The sequence below is a fragment of the Olsenella uli genome, from assembly GCF_016900775.1.
GTDB lineage: Bacteria > Actinomycetota > Coriobacteriia > Coriobacteriales > Atopobiaceae > Thermophilibacter > Thermophilibacter uli_A.
Genome location: NZ_JACJKN010000010.1, coordinates 43,290 through 61,573 on the forward strand (window position 1 = coordinate 43,290; position 18,284 = coordinate 61,573).

Sequence of the window (18,284 nt, forward strand, 5' to 3'; positions counted from 1 at the left end):
ACATTGCGCTGTTTCCCGCGCAAAACGGGTTCCCGGGCGCCCCCCGGCGCCATCGCAGCCGCGCGGCGCGCGCCCTTCTCGGCTACCATAGGAAGACGAGAGGGGGCACCATGGCGCACGACCCACGGCGAGAGGACTACCAGCGGCTGAGCCTGCGTTTTGCGGAGGAGCTCGACAAGGGCGACCCCGCGCTTGCCGCGCGCGCCTTCGCCTCGTTTGGGCGGCGCTTCGCGCAGGACCGCGACAGCCTCCCCCAGACGGACGCCGACCGCGCCTTCCACCTTGTGGTGATGGCGAGCGACGTGGTGGACCAGCGGCTCCCCTTTGCCTCCGACGAGCAGGCGCCCGGCCTCATCAAGCGCGGCAAGGAGCTCCTCGAGGAGGCCCTGCGGCTCGACCCGGCGTGCCATGACGCGGTGCGCATGCTCTCGTCCTCGCGCACCAGCTCGCTCGACGAGCGCTACCGCTTCCTCAGCGACCGGGCCGACGAGGTCCGCGCCTCCTGCGAGCAGGCGCGCGACCGGGCGCTGGCCGAGCAGCGCGGCGAGCGGGCGGCCCTGGCGGCGGACATCGCGATGCGGCCCTACTGGCGCTGGCTCGCCTCGCTTGCGGAGGAGGCGCTCATCTGCGGCCGCAACCGCGTTGCGGCCGAGGCCTCCGAGCGGCTCCTCGCGTCCGACCCGCGCGACACCTCAGACGTCCGCTTCACGCTCGCCTACGCCCTCGCCAAGCTCGAGGACCTGCAGGGCTGGCTGGCGCTGACAAAGCGCTACCCCGCGCTCGCCTCGGGCCGGCCGGCCGACGACGCCTGGACCCTGCTCGCCGGCGCCTCGCTCGCGTTTCACAACGGCAACCCCATGGTCGCGCGCACGGGGATCGAGAAGCTGCTGCGGAAGTACCCGGGCGGCGCCATGGCGCTCATCCGCCAGGCCGAGCTCCCCGACGGCGAGTTTGCCCGGCTGCACGTGGCCCCCTATAGCGAGGACGAGCTCATCCTCGCCGTCAGCGAGGGGATCGTGCTGCTGCAGGAGGGGACGGACCGCTCCGGGAGGGGCACCTTCGGCGCCTGGGTGGCCCGCGAGGCCGCGCGCATCGACCCCAAGGCGGCCCGCGAGGCGATAGCGGCGGGAGAGGGGGCGCAGCAGTCGTGAACGCATGGGACGAGCTCGTGGAGCGCTGCGCGCAGCGTCGCCTGAAGAAGCTGGGGCCGCTTTCCGACGAGGCCTATGCCGAGCTGGTGCTCGCCGTGCGCGAGAACCCCGAGTCGTTCATCGAGCACACGCCCGAGCGCGCGATGCTCGTGATCGCGCGGGCGCTCGACGCCTATCGCGCGAGCTGCAGAAACGACGACCTGCTCGACGACGCGGCCTTCGAGGCGGAGCGCTCGCGCAGGCTCGCGAAGGCGCACGCGGAGTTCACCCTCGCGCGCGAGATAGACGAGAGCAGCCTCGACGCATGCCTGCTCGAGCTGCTCACGGAGGACCGCGAGCCCGACCTCCTGTTCCGGGGCCTCATCGAGCTCGAGCGCGACTTCTCCTCGGACGACGTGCCCGCGGGCGACGCCTGGGACGACGTCTTCTACCGGCCCCACCTGCGCCTGCGCGCGGCGCTGGCCAGGACCTGCCTCGACACGGCGCGCTACGGCATGGCCGGGCGCGCGGCCGCCTCCGTGATAGACGCCTCCCCGTCCGACCCGCTCGGCGCCCGCCACACCTACGCCCTCGCGCTCGCGCGGCTGGAGGACGAGCAGGGCTTTGACGAGCTCGACGCGCGCTTCTCCCGCCAGGGCGACCCCTGGTCCCACCTCGCGCGGGTGATCCTCCTCTACAAGCTCGACCGCATGAGCGCGGCACGGCGCGCCCTGCGCGGCTTTGACCAGCTCTGCCCCGGCGGGGCCTACGCGCTGCTGCGCCCCACCTACGTGGAGCCCTACCTCCCCGACCGGCCCGACGTCACGCCGGGCGGCTTCGAGGAGAGCGTCTTTGCCGTGCGCGAGGCGGAGCCCATCATCGCCGACGTGCCCGACTTCATCAACTGGTGCCAGGGCCATGACTGGCTCGTGGCATCCGCGCGGCGGTTTGCCGAGAAGAACGATCTGGACTGGTAGCTTGGGCGCGACGGCCTTCTCGCCGGGCAGCTGGGAACATCCCCCGCTGACAGACGGCCCGGACCGCGCGGCGATCCGGGCCTCAGGCTCGTGGTGCCCCCAACGGGAGTCGAACCCGTGTCGTCGCCTTGAAAGGGCGATGTCCTAGGCCACTAGACGATGGGGACGCACGGGAGAGTATACCAGACGGGGTGCCGTTAGGATTTCGGGGTCATTGTGGCGCTGGCAGCACGTGGGGGTTAGTATCCTGGGGTCGTTGCAGGTGGCGGCGCAAGGCGCGTTAGGGATTCGGGGCTGTTGCGGGCGCGGGGCGCCCGGCGGCGGCCCGTCGGGGCCCGCTGCGCGCGGACGGGCGCGGAGAGCGCGGCCCGCAGGTTCTTCTCGCCACCGTGGGCGCGCAATGGCACGGATTTCTTAACCCCATATGCGCAAGGCGCCGCAACAAGCCCAAATCGCTAACGCGCGGACGCCGCGGGCGCGCAATGACCCCAAAAGCCTAAGCGCATCCGAAACCATCCGACAGCAAAATGCCCGGGACGGCACTTCCCGGGCAAGAAATCGCTGGTAGGGGCGGTGGGACTCGAACCCACAATCCTCGCGGCGAGAGATTTTAAGTCTCCTGCGTATGCCAATTCCGCCACGCCCCCGCGTGCGCGCTCATACCATCCTAGCGCAGCGGGCGCTCCGGGAGGGCATGCATCTCGGGGCGCCAGCCCACCGGCGAGGCCGTCCCGTCGAGCGAGGCCGCGGCCGTCAGGGCCAGGCCAAAGAGCAGGTCGGACTCGCTCGCCTGAAGCGCCGAGAAGGACGTCTGGCGCATGAGCTCGGAGATGGCAACGGCGCCGCCCAGGATCACGGGCGCGCGCTTGGCCTGCAGGCCCGGCAGCTCGGCGCGCTGCTCGACGGTAAGGCCGGCAAGGCGGGCCTCGAGCGCCTCGACCTTCTCGCGCGTGAGGCTGGCAAGGTGGACGCGCGCGGAGTCATAGGGCTCCAGCTCGGCATCCATGGCCACGAGGCTCGTGACCGTGCCACCGCAGACGACGAGCGCCTCCGGGGCGCCCGCGACGGCGCGCTCGGAGCCGGCTGCCCAGAGCCCGCCCTCCTCGACGGCCGGGACAAACCCCTCGGCGACGAAGGCGTGGGCGGCAGCCAGGTCGCCCGCGGTCGGCAGCGGGGCAGCCTGGAGGTACTTCTCGGTCACCCGGCGGCAGCCCACGTCGACCGAGCGCACGTAGGTGAGGTCGAACGCCCCGTCCTCCCCCAGCGACCCGAGGGCAAGCTCGGTGGAGCCGCCGCCGTTGTCGGCCACGAGGATGCGCCGGCCCCGGAAGTCCTGGGCCACGCCGAGAAACGTCAGCGAGCCCTCAATCCGGCCGGGGATGACGAGCGGCGAGAGGCCCAGGGACTCGAGCGCAGACGTCATGTCGCGCGAGTTCTCCGCGTCGCGGGCCGCGCTCGTGAGGGTGCAGCACGCCGCGGGGGCTCCGGCCTCGACGGCCAGGGCCACGTAGCCGCGCACGCAGGAGAAGACGCGCTCGATGGCGTCCGGCCGGAGCCGTCCCGTGGCGTCGACCCCCTCGCCGAGGTTGCAGATCTCCGAGTGCTTGATGAGGCGGGTCACGCGCCCGCCCTCGACGTCCGCCACGGCGAGGCGGGCGGTCACGGTCCCGATGTCGATGCAGGCCACGCGCGTCATGCTACTCTCCCTTGTACTGGAAGACGAGGTCGCCGATGACCACGTACCAGGGGAGCGCCTCGCCCTCGTTGGCGGGGGCGTCGTCGGACTCCTCCGGCGCGCCCTCGAGCACGACGCCGACCTCGCCCTCGTCCACAAATCCGCGACGGCGCGCCTCGTCCTCGATGCCCTCGCGGGTCTGGAGGCGGCTGATGTCTCCCTGATACTCCTCGATGCTGGCGTTGAGCCCGTCAAGCGTCTCCTGCTTCACGCCCTGGTCACGCCACGCGCGATAGAGGCCCTGCGCCGGCGGGTAGACCGAGACGAGGACGAAGAGCACGACGGCGGCGATGACGATCGGCGCGCGAAGGCGCGAGAGCAGGCCGGATGCGTCGACCTCCCGCACGCCGCGCAGGAGAGACGGGTCCGACGGACGCCTTCCCGCGTCGCCGCGCGCGGGCGCGCCCTTCTCCGCGCGCCGACCGGGGGCCCTCCTCGCCACGCCCTGGGCGCGCGAGACGCGCCGGCCGGGCGCGCCCGCGGATGCCGGGCGTGCCCCCATGCCGACTCTCAGGCTGGGTCTTGTGAGTACTCTCTCGCTCATGCCGCTGCTTCGTTTCTGGTTCGTGTTTGGCTGGGCTGTACGCTGTGTCTGCCTTAGTTATACCAGACGGGCGGCGGCACGGGGGCGCGCTCAGAGGTTCTCCTCCGCCTTCGCACGGCCCCAAAGCTCATTCAGGGCCGCAGCGTCAAGCTCGTCGAGAACAACGCCCAGCTCACGGGCCCTCCCGAGTTTTGCAGCCGTATCGGATAAATAGCGCGCCATCGGCCCTGCTAGAGGGCCTTTTTCTTTGTGTCGATCATATGACTATTATACTAGGTGCTTGTCGGTGCATGACATGATGGGACATATTGTTCCCGCAGGTCAGGGGCCGGATATGTACCTCAGGAAGTCAAAGAAGAAGAACGGGCGCGCGTACCTCACGATCGTGGAGGCCTACCGCGACGAGCGCGGCAAGAACATGTCCCGCACCGTCGAGAGCCTCGGCTACGTCGACGACCTGGAGCGCTCCGGGATCGCCGACCCGATCGGGCACTTCACCGAGGAGTGCGCGAGGCGCAACGAGGCCAGGCGCGCCGGGACCGAGCCGGTGATCGTGAAGATCGGCCCCCTGCAGAGGATCGACAAGCGCGACGGGGAGGCCCGCGTCGAGCTCGGGGCGGCCGTGGTGGACGCCTACCTCAACCGGGACCTGGGGCTGTGGTCGTTCTTCGAGCGCAGGAGGACGGCGAGGGGGGTCTCCTTCGACCCCTACCGCGTGCTCGAGCTGCTGGTGTGGGACCGCATAGCCCACCCGTCGTCCAAGAAGGGCGCCTGGGAGGACAGATCCGCCTTCCCGCGCAAGTGCCCCTTCTCGCTCGGCGACGTCTACCGCGCGCTCACCTACCTCGACGAGAGGCGCGGCGAGCTGGTCGCGCACGCGAACGCCTCGCTCGAGGCGGCGCGCGGCCCCCGGGACACCCGCGTGCTCTACCACGACGTCACCAACTTCTTCTTCGAGGTCGAGGGCGAGGACGGCTTCCGCATGCGCGGGGTCTCCAAGGAGCACCGGCCGAGCCCGATCGTGCAGATGGGGCTGTTCCTCGACGCCGACGGGATCCCGCTGGACTACGCGCTGTTCCCGGGGAACGCGCCCGACGTCGCGACGCTCGTGCCGGCGATGGAGGGGGCGGGCGTGCGGTTCGGGCCCGACAGCCCGGAGCGGGTCGTCGTGGTCGCCGACAAGGGCCTCAACGCCTCGGCGAACATCGCCCGCTGCATCCTGGACGGCAGCGGCTACGTCTTCTCGCAGAGCGTGCGCAGGGCGGACGCCGGGCTCAGGTCCTGGGTGCTGGCCGACGAGGGCTACGCCTCGAACGAGGAGGGGACGTACAAGGTGAAGTCCCGCATCGGCGAGAAGGCGGTCTACGTCACCGGCGAGGACGGCCGCAGGAAGAGGGTCATGGTGCCCGTCAAGCAGGTGGCGTTCTGGTCCAGGAGGTACGCGGAGAGGAGCCGCGCCGAGCGCGCCAAGGTGGTGGAGAAGAGCCTGCGCGCGATCGCGCGCGGCGACGCGGCGCGCGCCTACGAGAGGTCGAGCTCGCGCTACGCGAGGCCGGTGCCCGTGGACCCCGAGACCGGCGAGGTCGGCGCCACCGCCTGGGTCCTCGACGAGGCCCGGATCGCCGAGGACGCCCGCTGCGACGGGTACTACTGCATCGTCACCTCCGAGCAGGACATGGCCGACGGGGAGGTCATCGACTGCTACCGGGGCCTGCGGAGGATCGAGGAGTCGTTCCGCGTGGTCAAGGGGGAGGTGGACGCGCGGCCGGTCTACGTGTCAACCGAGGCGCACATCCGCTCCCACTTCCTCGTGTGCTTCCTGGCGCTGCTCGTCATGCGCCTGATGCAGGCCGACGTCGGGCGGGCGACGGGGTCGAGGCCCTCGGCCGGCGCGGTGCAGGAGGCGCTCTCGGGCGTCGTTGGGCACCGCCTCGACGGGAACCACTGGATCTTCGACTACCGCACCGACCTGACCGACGCGCTCGGCGAGGCGGCAGGCATCGACCTGACGCGCCGGGTCGCGTCCAAGGGCAGGGTGCGCGAGATCATGGCGTCCGTGAGGAAACCGAGGAGCTGAGGCGTACCACGTCGTGAAAAGTCATCGAGGAGAGGGCGGTTCTCCCAGCTAGACGGTGGAGAACCGCCCTTTTCAGCTGCAAAAGTCAGGTTGTACTCCCACGGCGTTCGCGGCGTGCGGCACCATGTACCGCAGGGCGCCGGTGAGTTCGAGCGACCCGCGCCGCATAGCGCAGACGGGCCCGGGAGTCCCGGGCCCGTCTGATGAGGAGGTGCTATGCCACAGGACGCAAGCCCGCACTAGTCGTGATAGCCGCCGCGATCCCACTTCTCGATGAACTCATCGAAGAAGTGCGGATCGGCCTGAGCCTCGGCGTCGGCCTTGTTGACGGCGTCGATCTTGACCACCAGGGCGTCACGCTCGGGCGTGGACTCGTACTCGGCCTCGAGGAAGGCGAGCATGATATCGGCCATGAGGAACTCACCGGTGATCTTGCCGCCGAAGCCGACGACGTTGGCGTTGAGCTCGCGGCGGGCGTACAGGGCGCTCGTCATGTCACGGACCAGGGCGCAGCGGGCGCCGGGAACCTTGTTCACCGAGTTGGTGATGCCGATGCCGGTGCCGCAGAGCACGACGCCCAGGTCGGCCTCGCCGGAGGCCACGGCCTCGCCCACGGCCTTGCCGTAGATGGGGTAGTGGGTGCGGGTGTGGCTGAACGTGCCGCAGTCCAGCACCTCGTAGCCGGCCTCCTCGAGGCGGTCGTGCAGGTAGGTCTTCTCGTCGGTGACGATGTGGTCGCAGCCGAGGGCGACGATCTTCTTGGTCATTTCTTGTCCCCCTTAGGCCATCTTGTTGAGCATATCGACGCGGATCTGATGACGGCCGGCGGCGTAGTCGGCCTTCAGGAACTCACGGGCGATCTTCTTGGCGACCTCGGGGCCGACGACGCCGGAGCCCATGCAGACCATGCGGGCGTTGTTGTGCTCGCGGGTCATGTAGGCGCTGCGCTCGTCGGAGATGTTGGCGGCAACCATGCCCTTCACGCGGGTGGCGGCGAGGTAGCTGCCCACGCCGTACTCGTCGAAGCAAAGACCCTGGGAACCCTCGTTCTCAAGCAGGTCCGCGGCGACCGCGCAGGCGGAGTCCACGAAGTCCGCGGCAGGGGTCTCGGACAGGTCCACGACCTCGTGGCCGTCCTCTATCAGCGTCTCCTTGACGAGTTCCTTGAGCGGCATGCCAGCCGCGTCAGAACCGATGACAACCCTCATGTTGCCCTCCTCCTTTTCCCATGACGCTCACGTTGCGGGTCATTGTGCCTATTCACATTATTCAACATTATCAAACACTTCAATCATGCAAGAACTATTTCAAACTCACGTAATCTTCGAGGATATTCGTTCGAATCTTGCACTATCCACCGTTTACCGGCCTATTCATACCATCTATCCATCTCCATTCGTATAGCAAAGTGTTTACTTTTGTTGCTATGCTAGGCTGCGTTGTGCCCGGATGCTCTACGCATCTTTTATTATCCACCAAAATGAGCACGTGCTCATTTAGAAAGGAGGAGCCTCGTGGCATCTAAAGAAGAAATCTCGATGATCGGTTTTGAAATCATCGCTTACGCGGGGGACGCCCAGACCGACCTGCTCACCGCATGCGAGAAGGCCAGCTCCGGTGACATCGCCGGGGCGCGCGAACTCCACGCCTCGGCGAAGCAGGCGCTCATCGACGCCCACGATGTCCAAACCCGGCTGCTTTCCCAAGAGGCGGGCGGCTGCGAAATGGACGTCACCTTCATCATGGTCCACGCCCAGGACACCCTCATGACCACCATGATGCTCGAGAAGCAGACCCGCTTCACCATAGACGCCTATGAGCGAATCGCCTCGCTCGAGGCGAAGCTCGCCTAGGCGGGCGCCAAGGTCCTATCGCCCCGGCACGGTCACACACGCTCACCCTGGGCTCGCGGCGAATCAAAACACTCCGAGCATCGCCCCAGGGTATGCGAATCCGAGCGCGCTACGGTCTCACCGCGACCGTGGCGCGCTCGACTATTGCACCCGGAAGACGCACCGCCTCGACGCGCTCCTCCCCCGACATCTGGGCGAAGAAGTGGTCGAACGTCCTCTTTCCCCGCTCGCGCAGGTCAAATCGAACCGTGGTCAACGTGTTGTGCGGCACCACGCCTTGCAGGGAGTCGTCCACACCCACGACGCTCACGTCCTCGGGCACCCGACGCCCATGGGCCCTCAGGGCGGTCATCGCCCCCATCGCCATCTGGTCGTTGCCGACGTACAGCGCTGTCATGTCCTTGTCCTGCGCAAGCTTGACGCCAAGCTCATAACCGCTGTCCGCCGTCCAATCGCCGCGCAGGGGCTCGAGCCGCTCAAGCCCGGCAACGTCGAGGGCGTCGGCCCAGCCGCGCAGGCGGAAGTCGGCCGTGATCGAGCCCTCGGGTCCGGCGAGGTGCCTGATGTGCGTATGGCCGCGCTCCCGCAGATAGTCGACGACCATGCGCGAGCAGCCGTACTGATCGGAGTCTATCGTCGTGCAACGAGGATGCTCCTTCATCGAGATGATGATCGTGGGCAGGCCGGGCACGGGCTTGAACTCGTCGAAGTCCTCCACCGCGCGGTTGGTGTTGAAGATCATGCCGTCAACGGGAAGCTCCGCCAGGCGGCGCGCGACGTTGCGAAGGCGCACCGGCCCCCCCTCGTCGAACTCGACGAGCGTCACCGCGTAGCCGCAATCGCGCGCCGCGGAGACGATGCCGTCGAGAGTCGCCACGTTGCCGGCGCGGGTGATGTCGAACATGCACAGGCCTATGCAGCCGTACTTCCCGCCGCGCAGGGACCTGCCGGCGAAGCTTGGGTAGAAGCCGAGCTCATCCATGGCGTCCTCGACGCGCTTGCGTGTCTCCTCGACGACGCACGCCTGATTGTTCACCACGCGCGAGACCGTCTGGCGCGAGACGCCCGCCAAGCGCGCGACGTCCGCCATCGACACCGCGCGGGTTCCGCGCCGGCCCGCCGCCGCACCCGTCTCTCCTGCTACCGACCGCCCCACTCGGGCACCCCCTCGACTTGTTCAAGATGCACTGGCCCACTCTATCATCATCGCCGCCGAGCGGCCAACGCCGCTCACGGACGATTTCACGCCCTTCACAGGCCGCCTCACGGCGGCTCGGTCGATCTCGCATGCCGTATGTTAACGTGCTCATTGTAGTTATGGGCACGTGCTCATTACGGGATCGCATCCGGGCAACAGGCCCGTCATGCAGCCGCCGCCCACCGCAGACACCTGTTTTCAGCTGGCTATTGACATCTGCGGAACAACCTGCCATGTGAACGGAGGATCCATGGAAAAACTCATCGCGCTCATCGAGAAGGGAAAGCCCTTCTTCAACGCCATCGCGCGCAACAAGTACCTCAAGGCGATTCGCGACGGCTTCATCTCCGTCATGCCCATCATCATCGTGTCGAGCGTCTTCCTGCTCGTCAGCGCCGTCCCCAACGTCTGGGGCTTCTACTGGCCCGCAGAGATCAACGACGTGCTCATGAAGGCCTACAACTACTCGATGGGCATCGTCGGCATCTGCGCAGCGGCCACCACGGCCAAGCACTTCTGCGATGCGCAAAACCGCGACCTGCCCAAGAACAACCAGATCAACTTCATCTCGGTCATGATCGCATCGCTCATCGGTTTTCTGCTGCTCTCCAGCGACGCCATCAGCTTCACGGATAACGGGGTCTCCATCTCCGGCCTCGCCAACGGCTACATGGGATCCAAGGGCCTGCTAACCGCCTTTATCTGCGCGTTCGCCACCGGCATCATCTACAAGTTCTTTATCAAGCGCAACATCACCATCAGGATGCCCGAACAGGTGCCGCCCAATATCTCCCAGACCTTCAAGGACATCATCCCCTTTGGCGTCTGCCTGGTCTTCTTCTGGGGCTTTGACTTTGCATTCCGCAACATCTTTGGCTTCTGTTTCGCCCAAGGCGTTATCCAGGTGTTCCAGCCGCTCTTCTCCGCGGCAGACGGCTATGTTGGCCTCGCCATCATCTACGGCGCCATGTCTCTCTTCTGGTTTGTAGGCGTCCACGGCCCCTCCATCATCGAGCCCGCAATCTCCGCCGCCCTCATCTCCAACCTCGAGCTCAACATGGCCATGTACCAGGCCGGCGAGCACGCAACCGCCGTCCTCACCAAACCGCTTCAGGATTTCGTCGTCGCCATGGGCGGCACTGGTGCCACGTTGGTGATCTGCTTCATGTTCGCCTTCCTCGCCAAGTCCAAAGAGATGCGCGCCGTGGGCCGTGCCTCAGCCGTACCGGTTTGCTTTGGCGTCAACGAACCGTTCCTCTTCGGCGCGCCCATGGTCTTGAACCCCATCTTCTTCATCCCCTTCATCTTCGCGCCCATCGCCAATATCTGGATCACCAAGTTCTTCATCGACGTCTTGGGTATGAACGGCTTTATGTTCAGCCTTCCCTGGACCACCCCCGCACCCGTTGGCATCGCCATGGGCCTGGGACTTCAGCCCCTTGCGTTCCTGCTCATCCCCGCCCTGCTGATTGTCGATTTCCTCATCTATTTCCCCTTCTTCAAGGTATACGACCGCGAGAAGTGCGCTGAAGAAGCCGAGGCCGATCAGGCTGAGGTCGCCCAGCGCGCCGCCCAAAAGCAGGCTGCCATGAACGCCGCATTCCAGGGCAAGGCCGACACCGCAAGCGTCGCCACCGGTGCCGTCGCCAAGGCCGCTGCGAGCATGGCAGCAGAGAAAAAGCGTGCCGCCGGCCAGTCTATGGACGAAGAATCTGCGGGCAACACCACCCCCGCTGCATCTGATAACGCCGTTGCCAGCGCCTCGTCCAGCACCATCGCCGCTGCGAGCGACCCCTATGCAGCGCTCAACGGTCGTCGCGTCCTTGTCCTGTGCCAGGGAGGCGGAACCTCCGGCCTGCTCGCCAACGCGCTGGCCAAAGCTGCCCGCGAGCACGGCATCGACCTTGAGACCGCAGCGGACGCTTACGGCAGCCATCTGGACATCATGCCGGACTTTGACCTTGTTATCCTGGCGCCCCAGGCAGCGTCCTACTTCGACGACCTCAAGGCCGACGGCGAGCGTATGGGCGTTGCCTGCTGCGTCACCCGCGGCAAGCAGTACATCGACCTCACCCGCGACGGCGAGGCATCGCTGGCATTTGTAGCCCAGCAGTTGGGCCTCTAGATCCCTGCACGTGCGACGGCGCGCTCGAATAGAGCCCCCCATTTCCGCGGTCCGGGGGCAGCACGCTCTACCGTCTTCTCCCGGACCGCCCCTAACCCCTTCAGCCCTAACAGCCCTTCAAACAAGATTGGATTCGCCATGAGCCACATGTCCCCCGCCGATACCTCCCAGCGCTTTCCCGACAGCTTTGTTTTTGGCGGCGCCACCGCCGCGTACCAAGTGGAGGGCGCCTGCCAAAGCCACGGCAAAGGCAAGGTCGCTTGGGACGACTACCTCGCCGAGCAGGGGCGTTTCTCACCCGAGCCCGCCTGCGATTTCTACAACCGCTACGACTCCGACCTTGAGCTGTGCGAGCGCTTTGGCATGAACGGCATCCGCGTGTCGATCGCCTGGAGCCGCATCTTCCCCGAGGGCGGCACCGGTCCGGTCAACGAAGAGGGCGTCCGGTTCTACCACGACCTCTTCGCCAGCTGCCGAGCCCACGGCGTCGAGCCCTACGTGACCCTCCATCACTTCGACTCCCCCGCCGCGCTCTATGCCGACGGCGACTTCCTCAACCCCGCCACCATCGACGCCTTCGAAGCCTACGCGCGCTATTGCTTTGAGGAGTTCCCCGAGGTCGCGAACTGGTTCACCTTCAACGAGATAGCGGCGGCGACCATCAATCGCTATGTCGAGGGCACCTGGCCCCTGGGAAAGAAGGTCTGCCTGCACGAGTGCCTCCAGGCCCAGCACAACATGATGCTCGCCCACGCGCGGGCGGTGCTCGCCTTCGAGGAGTGCGGCCATCCGGGCAAGATCGGCGTCATCCACGCACTCGAGTACAAGTATCCCTACGACCCCCGCAGCGCCGCGGATATCGAAGCCGCAGCCAACGACGACGTGCTGCAGAACCGCCTGCTGCTCGACGCCACCTTCCGCGGCGACTACGCGCCCGACACGCTCGCCCGCATCGAGGCGCTGTGCGCCGTGAGCGGCGGTACGTTCCGCGCCCCCGAGGGCGACCTCGCCATCATGCGGCGCGCCGCCCAGCTCAACGACTGCATGGGCATCAACTACTACCAGAGCCGCTTCCTCAAGGCCTATGACGGCGAAAACGACCTGCATCACAACGGCACGGGTGACAAGGGCACCGGCCGCTGGCGCGTTGCCGGCGTGGGCGAGCGCGCGCTGCGCCCCGGCATCCCCACCACGGATTGGGACTGGATCATCTACCCCAAGGGGCTCTTCGACCTCATGATGGACATCTCCCTGCGCTACCCCAACTACAAGGAACTCCTCGTCACCGAGAACGGCATGGGGCGCAAGGACGAGCTCGTGGACGGCGCGGTCGATGACTCCGAGCGCATCTCCTATGTCGAGGACCACCTGCGCTGGATCCTCAAGGCCGTTGAATGCGGCGTGAACGTCACCGGTTACTTCATGTGGAGCCTGCAAGACCAGTTCTCCTGGACCAACGGCTACAACAAGCGCTACGGGTTCTTCTACGTCGACTTCGAGACGCAGAAGCGCACGCCGAAGGCGAGCGCCTACTGGTTCAAGCGCATAGCCCAGACGGGACGACTGGCATAAAAAACGCGCCGCCGAGAATCACCCTCTCGGCGGGTAGTGTCGCGAAAAGTGGTGTAGTGGCCTCCACCCGGAATCTCTGATGAGCCGAACCTACGCCGCCAGCGCGCTCTCGTCAAGTCCCGACAGCGCCGCGATCCTCGCCCTCGCCCTTCTCAGCTGCTCGGCCGTCGGGTCCGGGGATGGCGCCGCCACGCGCTCCCACAGCTCCTCGATCGCCGACGGGTCCATGCACCTGCGGCCGGACCAGTCCTCCGACGCCTCGCAGCAGACCGCGCCGACCAGCCGGACCGGCGCCTCCTCCGACGGGAAGCTCTGGACCGCCCTCGTGCGGCGCTTGATCTCGCGGTCACGGCGCTCCTGCACGTTGTTCGTCCTGATGCGGCGGCGGTGGGCCTCGGGGAAGTCGAGGTATGCGAGGGCGTCCTCCTCGGCCCCCTCCATGATCCCCCCGGCGTCAGGCGACAGGGACGAGACGACGTCGCAGGCCGCGCGGTAGAGCGCCCTCACCTTCCCGGGGTCGTCCTCGTCGAACACCGAGTGGAGGACGCGCCCGGCGGCGGCGCGCTTCGCGCGCGTGGGGCACGCGTCGATGACGTCGCGCTCGAGGTGCACCACGCACCTCTGCCACGCCGCGCCCGGGAAGAGCTCCCGCACGGCCCGGACGATGCCGCCGTGGGCGTCGGAGGTGACGCACTGGACCCCGGAGAGGCCCCGCTCGCGCAGGCCCCTCAGGAAGCCCTTCCAGCTGGCGTAGGACTCGGCGTCGACGCAGGCCAGGCCGACGACGCGCCTCAGGCCGTCCTCGCCCACGGCGATGGCGGCGGCCGCGGCGGCGGTGGCGCCGTGCCCGTTCCTGCGGCAGGGCACGTAGGTGGCGTCGACCCACAGGCACGGGAGGCGCATGCCCGGGAGCTGCCGCGACCTGAGCTCCGCCACCTCGGCGTCGAGCGCCGCGCAGATGCGCGAGACGGCGTCCTTGGAGAGCCGGTCGGCCCCCATGCGCTCGAGGACGCGCCCGACCCTCCTCGTGGACACGCCGAGCGCGCACGTCTCGGCGACGGCGCAGATCACGGCGCGGTCGACCCGGCCCCGCCTCTCGACCAGGCCGTCCGGGAAGTAGGTGCCCCGGCGCAGCTTCGGCATCCTGAGCGTGATGATCCCGACCTGCGTCTCGAGCCGCCTCTCGCGGAGCCCGTTCCTCGTGGTCCCGGCCGCCTCGCACATCGCGTCTGCCCGGGCGGCCATCATCTCGTTGACTCCCGCCTCGAGCAGCGTCCGAGCAAGGCCCGTCAGTCCGTCGCCATCCTCGTCGAGCAGCTCCTTCATCGCGAAGGCGTCTTGCTGTACAGTTTCCATTGCGGTCTCCGTCCCCTCGAATCCTTCTCTTGGTCGAAAGAGATTCTAGGTCGGAGGCCGCTCCTATATCGAATCTTCCTTACACCACAATTCGCGACGCGATCAAACCGAGGAGCTGAGGCGTACCACGTCGTGAAAAGTCATCGCGGAGAGGGCGGTTCTCCCAGCTAGACGGTGGAGAACCGCCCTTTTCAGCTGCAAAAGTCAGGTTATACCAGACGGGCGGCGGCACGGGGGCGCGCTCAGAGGTTCTCCTCCGCCTTCGCACGGTCCCAAAGCTCATTCAGGGCCGCAGCGTCAAGCTCGTCGAGAACAACGCCCAGCTCGCGGGCCCTCTCCTCCATGCGGGCCCAGCGCGCCCTGAACTTGCGGTTGGAGGCCGCGAGCGCCTCCTCGGCGTCGATGCCCTCCCAGCGGGCCACGTTCACGAGCGCAAAGAGCAGGTCGCCAAACTCCGCGGCGCGCTCCGGGGAGCCCGGCGCCTCGCGCTCCATCTCCGCGCGCTCCTCGGCGACCTTCTCCCACACGCCCGCCTCGTCCGGCCACTCAAAGCCCGCCTTGGCGGCGCGCTTGGAGATCTTCTGGCACTGCATGAGCGCGGGGAGGGAGCGCGGCACGCTGTCGAGCAGCCCCTGCGGCCGCTCGTCCTCGCCGGAGGCGGCGCGCTCCGCGGCCTTCACCTCGTCCCAGATGTCCTGGACCTCACCGCCGTCGCCGGCCGCCGCATGCTCGCCAAAGACGTGGGGATGGCGGCGCACGAGCTTCTCGTTCAGGCCGTGGATGACGTCATCGATCGTGAAGGCGCCGTCGTCCGCGGCTATCTGCGCGTGCAGGACCACCTGCTCCAGGACGTCGCCGAGCTCCTCCGCCAGGTGCGTGGCGTCATCCGCCTCGATGGCCTCCACAGCCTCGTAGGCCTCCTCGACCATGTTGCGCGTGATGGAGCGGTGCGTCTGCTCGCGGTCCCACGGGCAGCCGTCCGGCTGGCGCAGGCGCCACATCGTGCGGACCAGGCGATCGAACTCGGGGTGCGTGGCCGGCGCTCCCGGGCGAGCGGCGTTCTCGGCGTCCACGCGGTCGGCGATCTGGGACATGACGGCTCCTTCTGCAGCAGGTTCTTCTCGCCTGCGATTCTACCGCGGGGCGCCCTGCCGCCGGGCGAGTGGCTCGTTTTGGACGGACGGCCGCCTCGTACGGGCCTCATCCGTCCAAAACGCGTCACTCAGCCGGGCGGGACGCAACAGCGCGCGGCGAGAAGAACGCGCTACTCGTGATGATGGTGATGGTGATCGTGGTGCCCGCCGTGATGTTCGCCGTGATAGTCGCCGGCATCATCCAGCGCCGCCTCCGCGTGGCCCGCGGCCACGGCGTCCCGCACGAGCGGCAGCAGCGTCTCGCGCAGCCAGGGCCTGCGCACCTCCGGGCCGATGAACACCGCGAGCGCACCGTCCTTCTCGCCCTCGGCGGGCGGCTCGGCGCCGGTGACGGACCACGCCCGGTCAACAACGTCGAAGCGCAGCCACTGGCCGCCGCAGGGCAGCAGGCCCTTGGCGCGCACGACCTCTCCGAAGACCCCTGCGACCAAGGCGTCCAGAAACCACAGCAGGTGGTTCTCGGTGGGCAGCGAGACCCCCGCCAGAGACAGGCTCTCAAACTCGTCCTCCGCCGGCGCCGCGTCCGGGCGCGCCGCAGCCCGATCCGGGTCGAGGTCGTGCTCCAGCAGCGCCGAGAAGAACTCGTCGGGCAGCTGCCCGTACGGCACGTCCACGATCCGCGCGGCCGGGTTCCTCTCGGCCACCCACGCCCGCGCGGCGGCGGCCTGGCCCGGCCCCGCATGCTGCACCTTGGAGAGCACCACCACGGGCGCCGTGGCAACCTGGTCGAGGTAGATGTCCGAGAAGCGCTCGCGCTGACGTTCCCAGGCGACCGCGTCCACGATCACGAGCGGCGCGAGCAGCGAGATGCGCTCGTAGCTCACCTGGTCGACGTTCTCCAGCACGCTGGAGAGGCGCGCGACGCCCGTGGGCTCCACGACCAGGTACTCGGGGTCCAGCGTGTTGGCTATGGTGAGCACAGATGCGGCGAAGTCCTGCTTGCCCGAGCAGCAGATGCAGTTCTCGGTGGACTCCCAGACGGAGAGCTCGTCGGTCTGGGAGAGGACCTGGGCGTCGATGTCCGCCTGGCCGTACTCATTCTCGTACACCACGAAGTCACGCCCGGTGCGACGGGCGAGCTCCTGGATGAACGTCGTCTTTCCGGCCCCGAGGAAGCCGGACACCACCAGCACGCGCATGCGGCCCCCAGACAAACGGGCGGGCGGGGGCCGAGAAGGACCCCCGCCCGCGACTCACCATGTAACGCTAGTCGATGACGACGACCGGCTTGATAAGGTCGGCCGGCTTGTCGCGCATGAGGAAGAGCGCCTCCTCGAGGTGGTCCCAGCCGTGGAAGACGTGGGTGGAGAGCGGCGCCACGTCCAGACGGCCGGAGCTCACGAGCGCGCCGAGCTTCTCCATGCGCAGACGGCCGCCGGGCATGAGGCCGCCGCGGATGTCCTTGTGCCCCATGCCGACGCCCCACTCCACGCGCGGGATGGTAACGAAGTCGCCGCCGCCGAGGTAGTTGACGTTGCCGATCTTGCCGCCGGGCTTGAGGGCCTTGACGGCATCCTCGAAGGTCTGGCAGCCGCCGCCGGCCACGATCACGCGGTCGACGCCCTTGCCGTCGGTCAGCTCGAGGACCTGGTCGGCGATCGGGCCGTCCTTGTAGGAGATGAACTCGGTGGCGCCGTAGCCCTTGGCCGCCTCGACGCACTTCGGGCGCGTGCCCACAGCGATGATGCGGGAGGCGCCGCGCAGATTGGCGCCGGCGACGCTCATGAGGCCCACGGGGCCGATGCCGATGACGAGGACCTCGTCGCCAAACTGCACGTCGGCGAGCTCGACGCCGTGGAAGCCGGTCGGGACCATGTCGGAGAGCATGCAGGCGTCGACGGGGTTGATGTTCTCGGGCAGGTGGGCGAGGTTGCCGTCAGCGTCGTTGACGTGGAAGAACTCGCCGAAGACGCCGTCCTTGAAGTTGGAGAACTTCCAGCCCGCGAGCATGCCGCCGGAGTGCATGGAGTAGCCGGCCTGGGCCTCGAGGGAGTTCCAGTCGGGGGTGATGGCGGGGATGAGGACCTTGTCGCCGGGCTTGAAGTCGCGGACGAGCTCGCCGACCTCGTCGACGACGCCGCAGGCCTCGTGGCCCAGGATCATGTTGTGGCGCTCGCCGATGGCGCCCTCCCAGAGCGTGTGCACGTCGGACGTGCAGATGGCGACGGCCAGCGGACGGACGATCGCGTCCATCGGCCCGCACGCCGGGCGCTCCTTCTCGATCCAGCCGGACTCGCCGATCTTGAGCATTGCGTAACCCTTCATGGGCGCACCCCTTTCGGTCGGTGGTTGCCTGCCCCCGCGGCACGGAGGCCCTATCGGGCCCGATACCCGCCCTCGCGCCCCGGCAAACCTCCGGAGCGGCAAGCGATATGCGCGGTGTCGTAAGCGGCAACTCACGCGGGTGAGAGCGGGTCCCCGGGCCCACGGGCGCGCCCGCATCCAGGCGCACCCGTGGCTGAGTGACGGGTTTTGACCGGATGAGGCCCGGAAATCGGCCCCGTCCGGTCAGAAGCTGTCACTCGGCGCGGGCGTCCCTCGGCGCGGCCGTCGCGGTAAGCGG

General features: G+C 67.9%; 15 protein-coding genes and 2 tRNA genes. 6 read left to right on the forward strand and 11 right to left on the reverse strand.

The genetic code is table 11. The features are described from left to right. The first annotated feature begins 110 nt into the window (after positions 1-110). Both H6A23_RS07275 and H6A23_RS07280 read left to right on the forward strand, forming a co-directional pair. Positions 111-1,151: a response regulator receiver protein gene (locus tag H6A23_RS07275; protein WP_204831536.1), complete on the forward strand. Its 1,041-nt coding sequence runs from the start codon at positions 111-113 to the stop codon at positions 1,149-1,151. Then, positions 1,148-2,107: a hypothetical protein gene (locus H6A23_RS07280; protein WP_204831537.1), complete on the forward strand. Its 960-nt coding sequence runs from the start codon at positions 1,148-1,150 to the stop codon at positions 2,105-2,107. Before H6A23_RS07275 ends, H6A23_RS07280 begins: the two co-directional genes overlap by 4 nt. 91 nt (positions 2,108-2,198) lie before the next feature. On the opposite strand, the gene H6A23_RS07285 is transcribed toward H6A23_RS07280, so the two are convergent. The 4 genes from H6A23_RS07285 to H6A23_RS07300 form a co-directional block, all read right to left on the reverse strand. Continuing rightward, positions 2,199-2,274: transfer RNA gene (locus H6A23_RS07285), tRNA-Glu, on the reverse strand. Between the two features lie 395 nt (positions 2,275-2,669). Continuing rightward, positions 2,670-2,754 (reverse strand) — tRNA-Leu (locus H6A23_RS07290). A 20-nt stretch (positions 2,755-2,774) separates the two neighbouring features. Beyond that, entirely contained in the window at positions 2,775-3,803 is a 1,029-nt protein-coding gene (locus H6A23_RS07295) for a Ppx/GppA phosphatase family protein (protein ID WP_204831538.1), read from the reverse strand. Position 3,804: 1 nt separating this feature from the next. Beyond that, positions 3,805-4,386, reverse strand: coding sequence for a hypothetical protein (locus tag H6A23_RS07300; protein ID WP_204831539.1), 582 nt, complete (start codon positions 4,384-4,386; stop codon positions 3,805-3,807). 334 nt (positions 4,387-4,720) lie between these two features. Between H6A23_RS07300 and H6A23_RS07305 the strand changes: the two genes are divergently transcribed. Next, positions 4,721-6,463: an IS1634 family transposase gene (locus tag H6A23_RS07305; protein ID WP_204831540.1), complete on the forward strand. Its 1,743-nt coding sequence runs from the start codon at positions 4,721-4,723 to the stop codon at positions 6,461-6,463. Positions 6,464-6,702: 239 nt separating this feature from the next. Here H6A23_RS07305 and lacB read toward each other — a convergent pair whose 3' ends face one another. Further along, entirely contained in the window at positions 6,703-7,230 is a 528-nt protein-coding gene (gene lacB / locus H6A23_RS07310) for a galactose-6-phosphate isomerase subunit LacB (RefSeq protein WP_204831541.1), read from the reverse strand. Positions 7,231-7,242: 12 nt separating this feature from the next. Next, positions 7,243-7,671 carry a galactose-6-phosphate isomerase subunit LacA gene (gene lacA / locus H6A23_RS07315; RefSeq protein WP_204571337.1) on the reverse strand — a complete coding sequence of 143 codons (429 nt, stop codon included), beginning with the start codon at positions 7,669-7,671 and terminating at the stop codon, positions 7,243-7,245. A 306-nt stretch (positions 7,672-7,977) separates the two neighbouring features. On the opposite strand from lacA, the gene H6A23_RS07320 reads away from it, so the two are divergent. Next, a complete protein-coding gene (locus H6A23_RS07320) occupies positions 7,978-8,316 on the forward strand; it encodes a PTS lactose/cellobiose transporter subunit IIA (protein ID WP_204831542.1) in 339 nt (112 codons plus the stop codon). Positions 8,317-8,425: 109 nt separating this feature from the next. Here H6A23_RS07320 and H6A23_RS07325 read toward each other — a convergent pair whose 3' ends face one another. Further along, on the reverse strand, positions 8,426-9,406 hold the full coding sequence (locus H6A23_RS07325; RefSeq protein WP_204831543.1) for a LacI family DNA-binding transcriptional regulator: 981 nt from the start codon (positions 9,404-9,406) through the stop codon (positions 8,426-8,428). A 358-nt stretch (positions 9,407-9,764) separates the two neighbouring features. Between H6A23_RS07325 and H6A23_RS07330 the strand changes: the two genes are divergently transcribed. Beyond that, complete coding sequence (locus H6A23_RS07330; protein WP_204831544.1) at positions 9,765-11,639, forward strand: lactose/cellobiose PTS transporter subunit IIB; 1,875 nt, start codon at positions 9,765-9,767, stop codon at positions 11,637-11,639. Positions 11,640-11,777: 138 nt separating this feature from the next. Then, positions 11,778-13,211, forward strand: a complete 1,434-nt coding sequence (gene lacG, locus H6A23_RS07335) for a 6-phospho-beta-galactosidase (RefSeq protein ID WP_204831545.1) — start codon at positions 11,778-11,780, stop codon at positions 13,209-13,211. Positions 13,212-13,301: 90 nt separating this feature from the next. Here the strand turns inward: lacG and H6A23_RS07340 are convergent, their stop codons facing one another. From H6A23_RS07340 to H6A23_RS07355, 4 genes are all read right to left on the reverse strand, one after another. Further along, a complete protein-coding gene (locus H6A23_RS07340; RefSeq protein WP_204831546.1) occupies positions 13,302-14,567 on the reverse strand; it encodes an IS256 family transposase in 1,266 nt (421 codons plus the stop codon). A gap of 242 nt (positions 14,568-14,809) precedes the next feature. Next, on the reverse strand, positions 14,810-15,661 hold the full coding sequence (gene mazG, locus H6A23_RS07345) for a nucleoside triphosphate pyrophosphohydrolase (protein WP_204831547.1): 852 nt from the start codon (positions 15,659-15,661) through the stop codon (positions 14,810-14,812). 170 nt (positions 15,662-15,831) lie between these two features. After that, on the reverse strand, positions 15,832-16,860 hold the full coding sequence (locus H6A23_RS07350) for a CobW family GTP-binding protein (protein WP_204831548.1): 1,029 nt from the start codon (positions 16,858-16,860) through the stop codon (positions 15,832-15,834). 67 nt (positions 16,861-16,927) lie between these two features. Continuing rightward, a complete protein-coding gene (locus tag H6A23_RS07355; RefSeq protein ID WP_204831549.1) occupies positions 16,928-17,986 on the reverse strand; it encodes an NAD(P)-dependent alcohol dehydrogenase in 1,059 nt (352 codons plus the stop codon). Between the last annotated feature and the right edge of the window lie 298 nt (positions 17,987-18,284).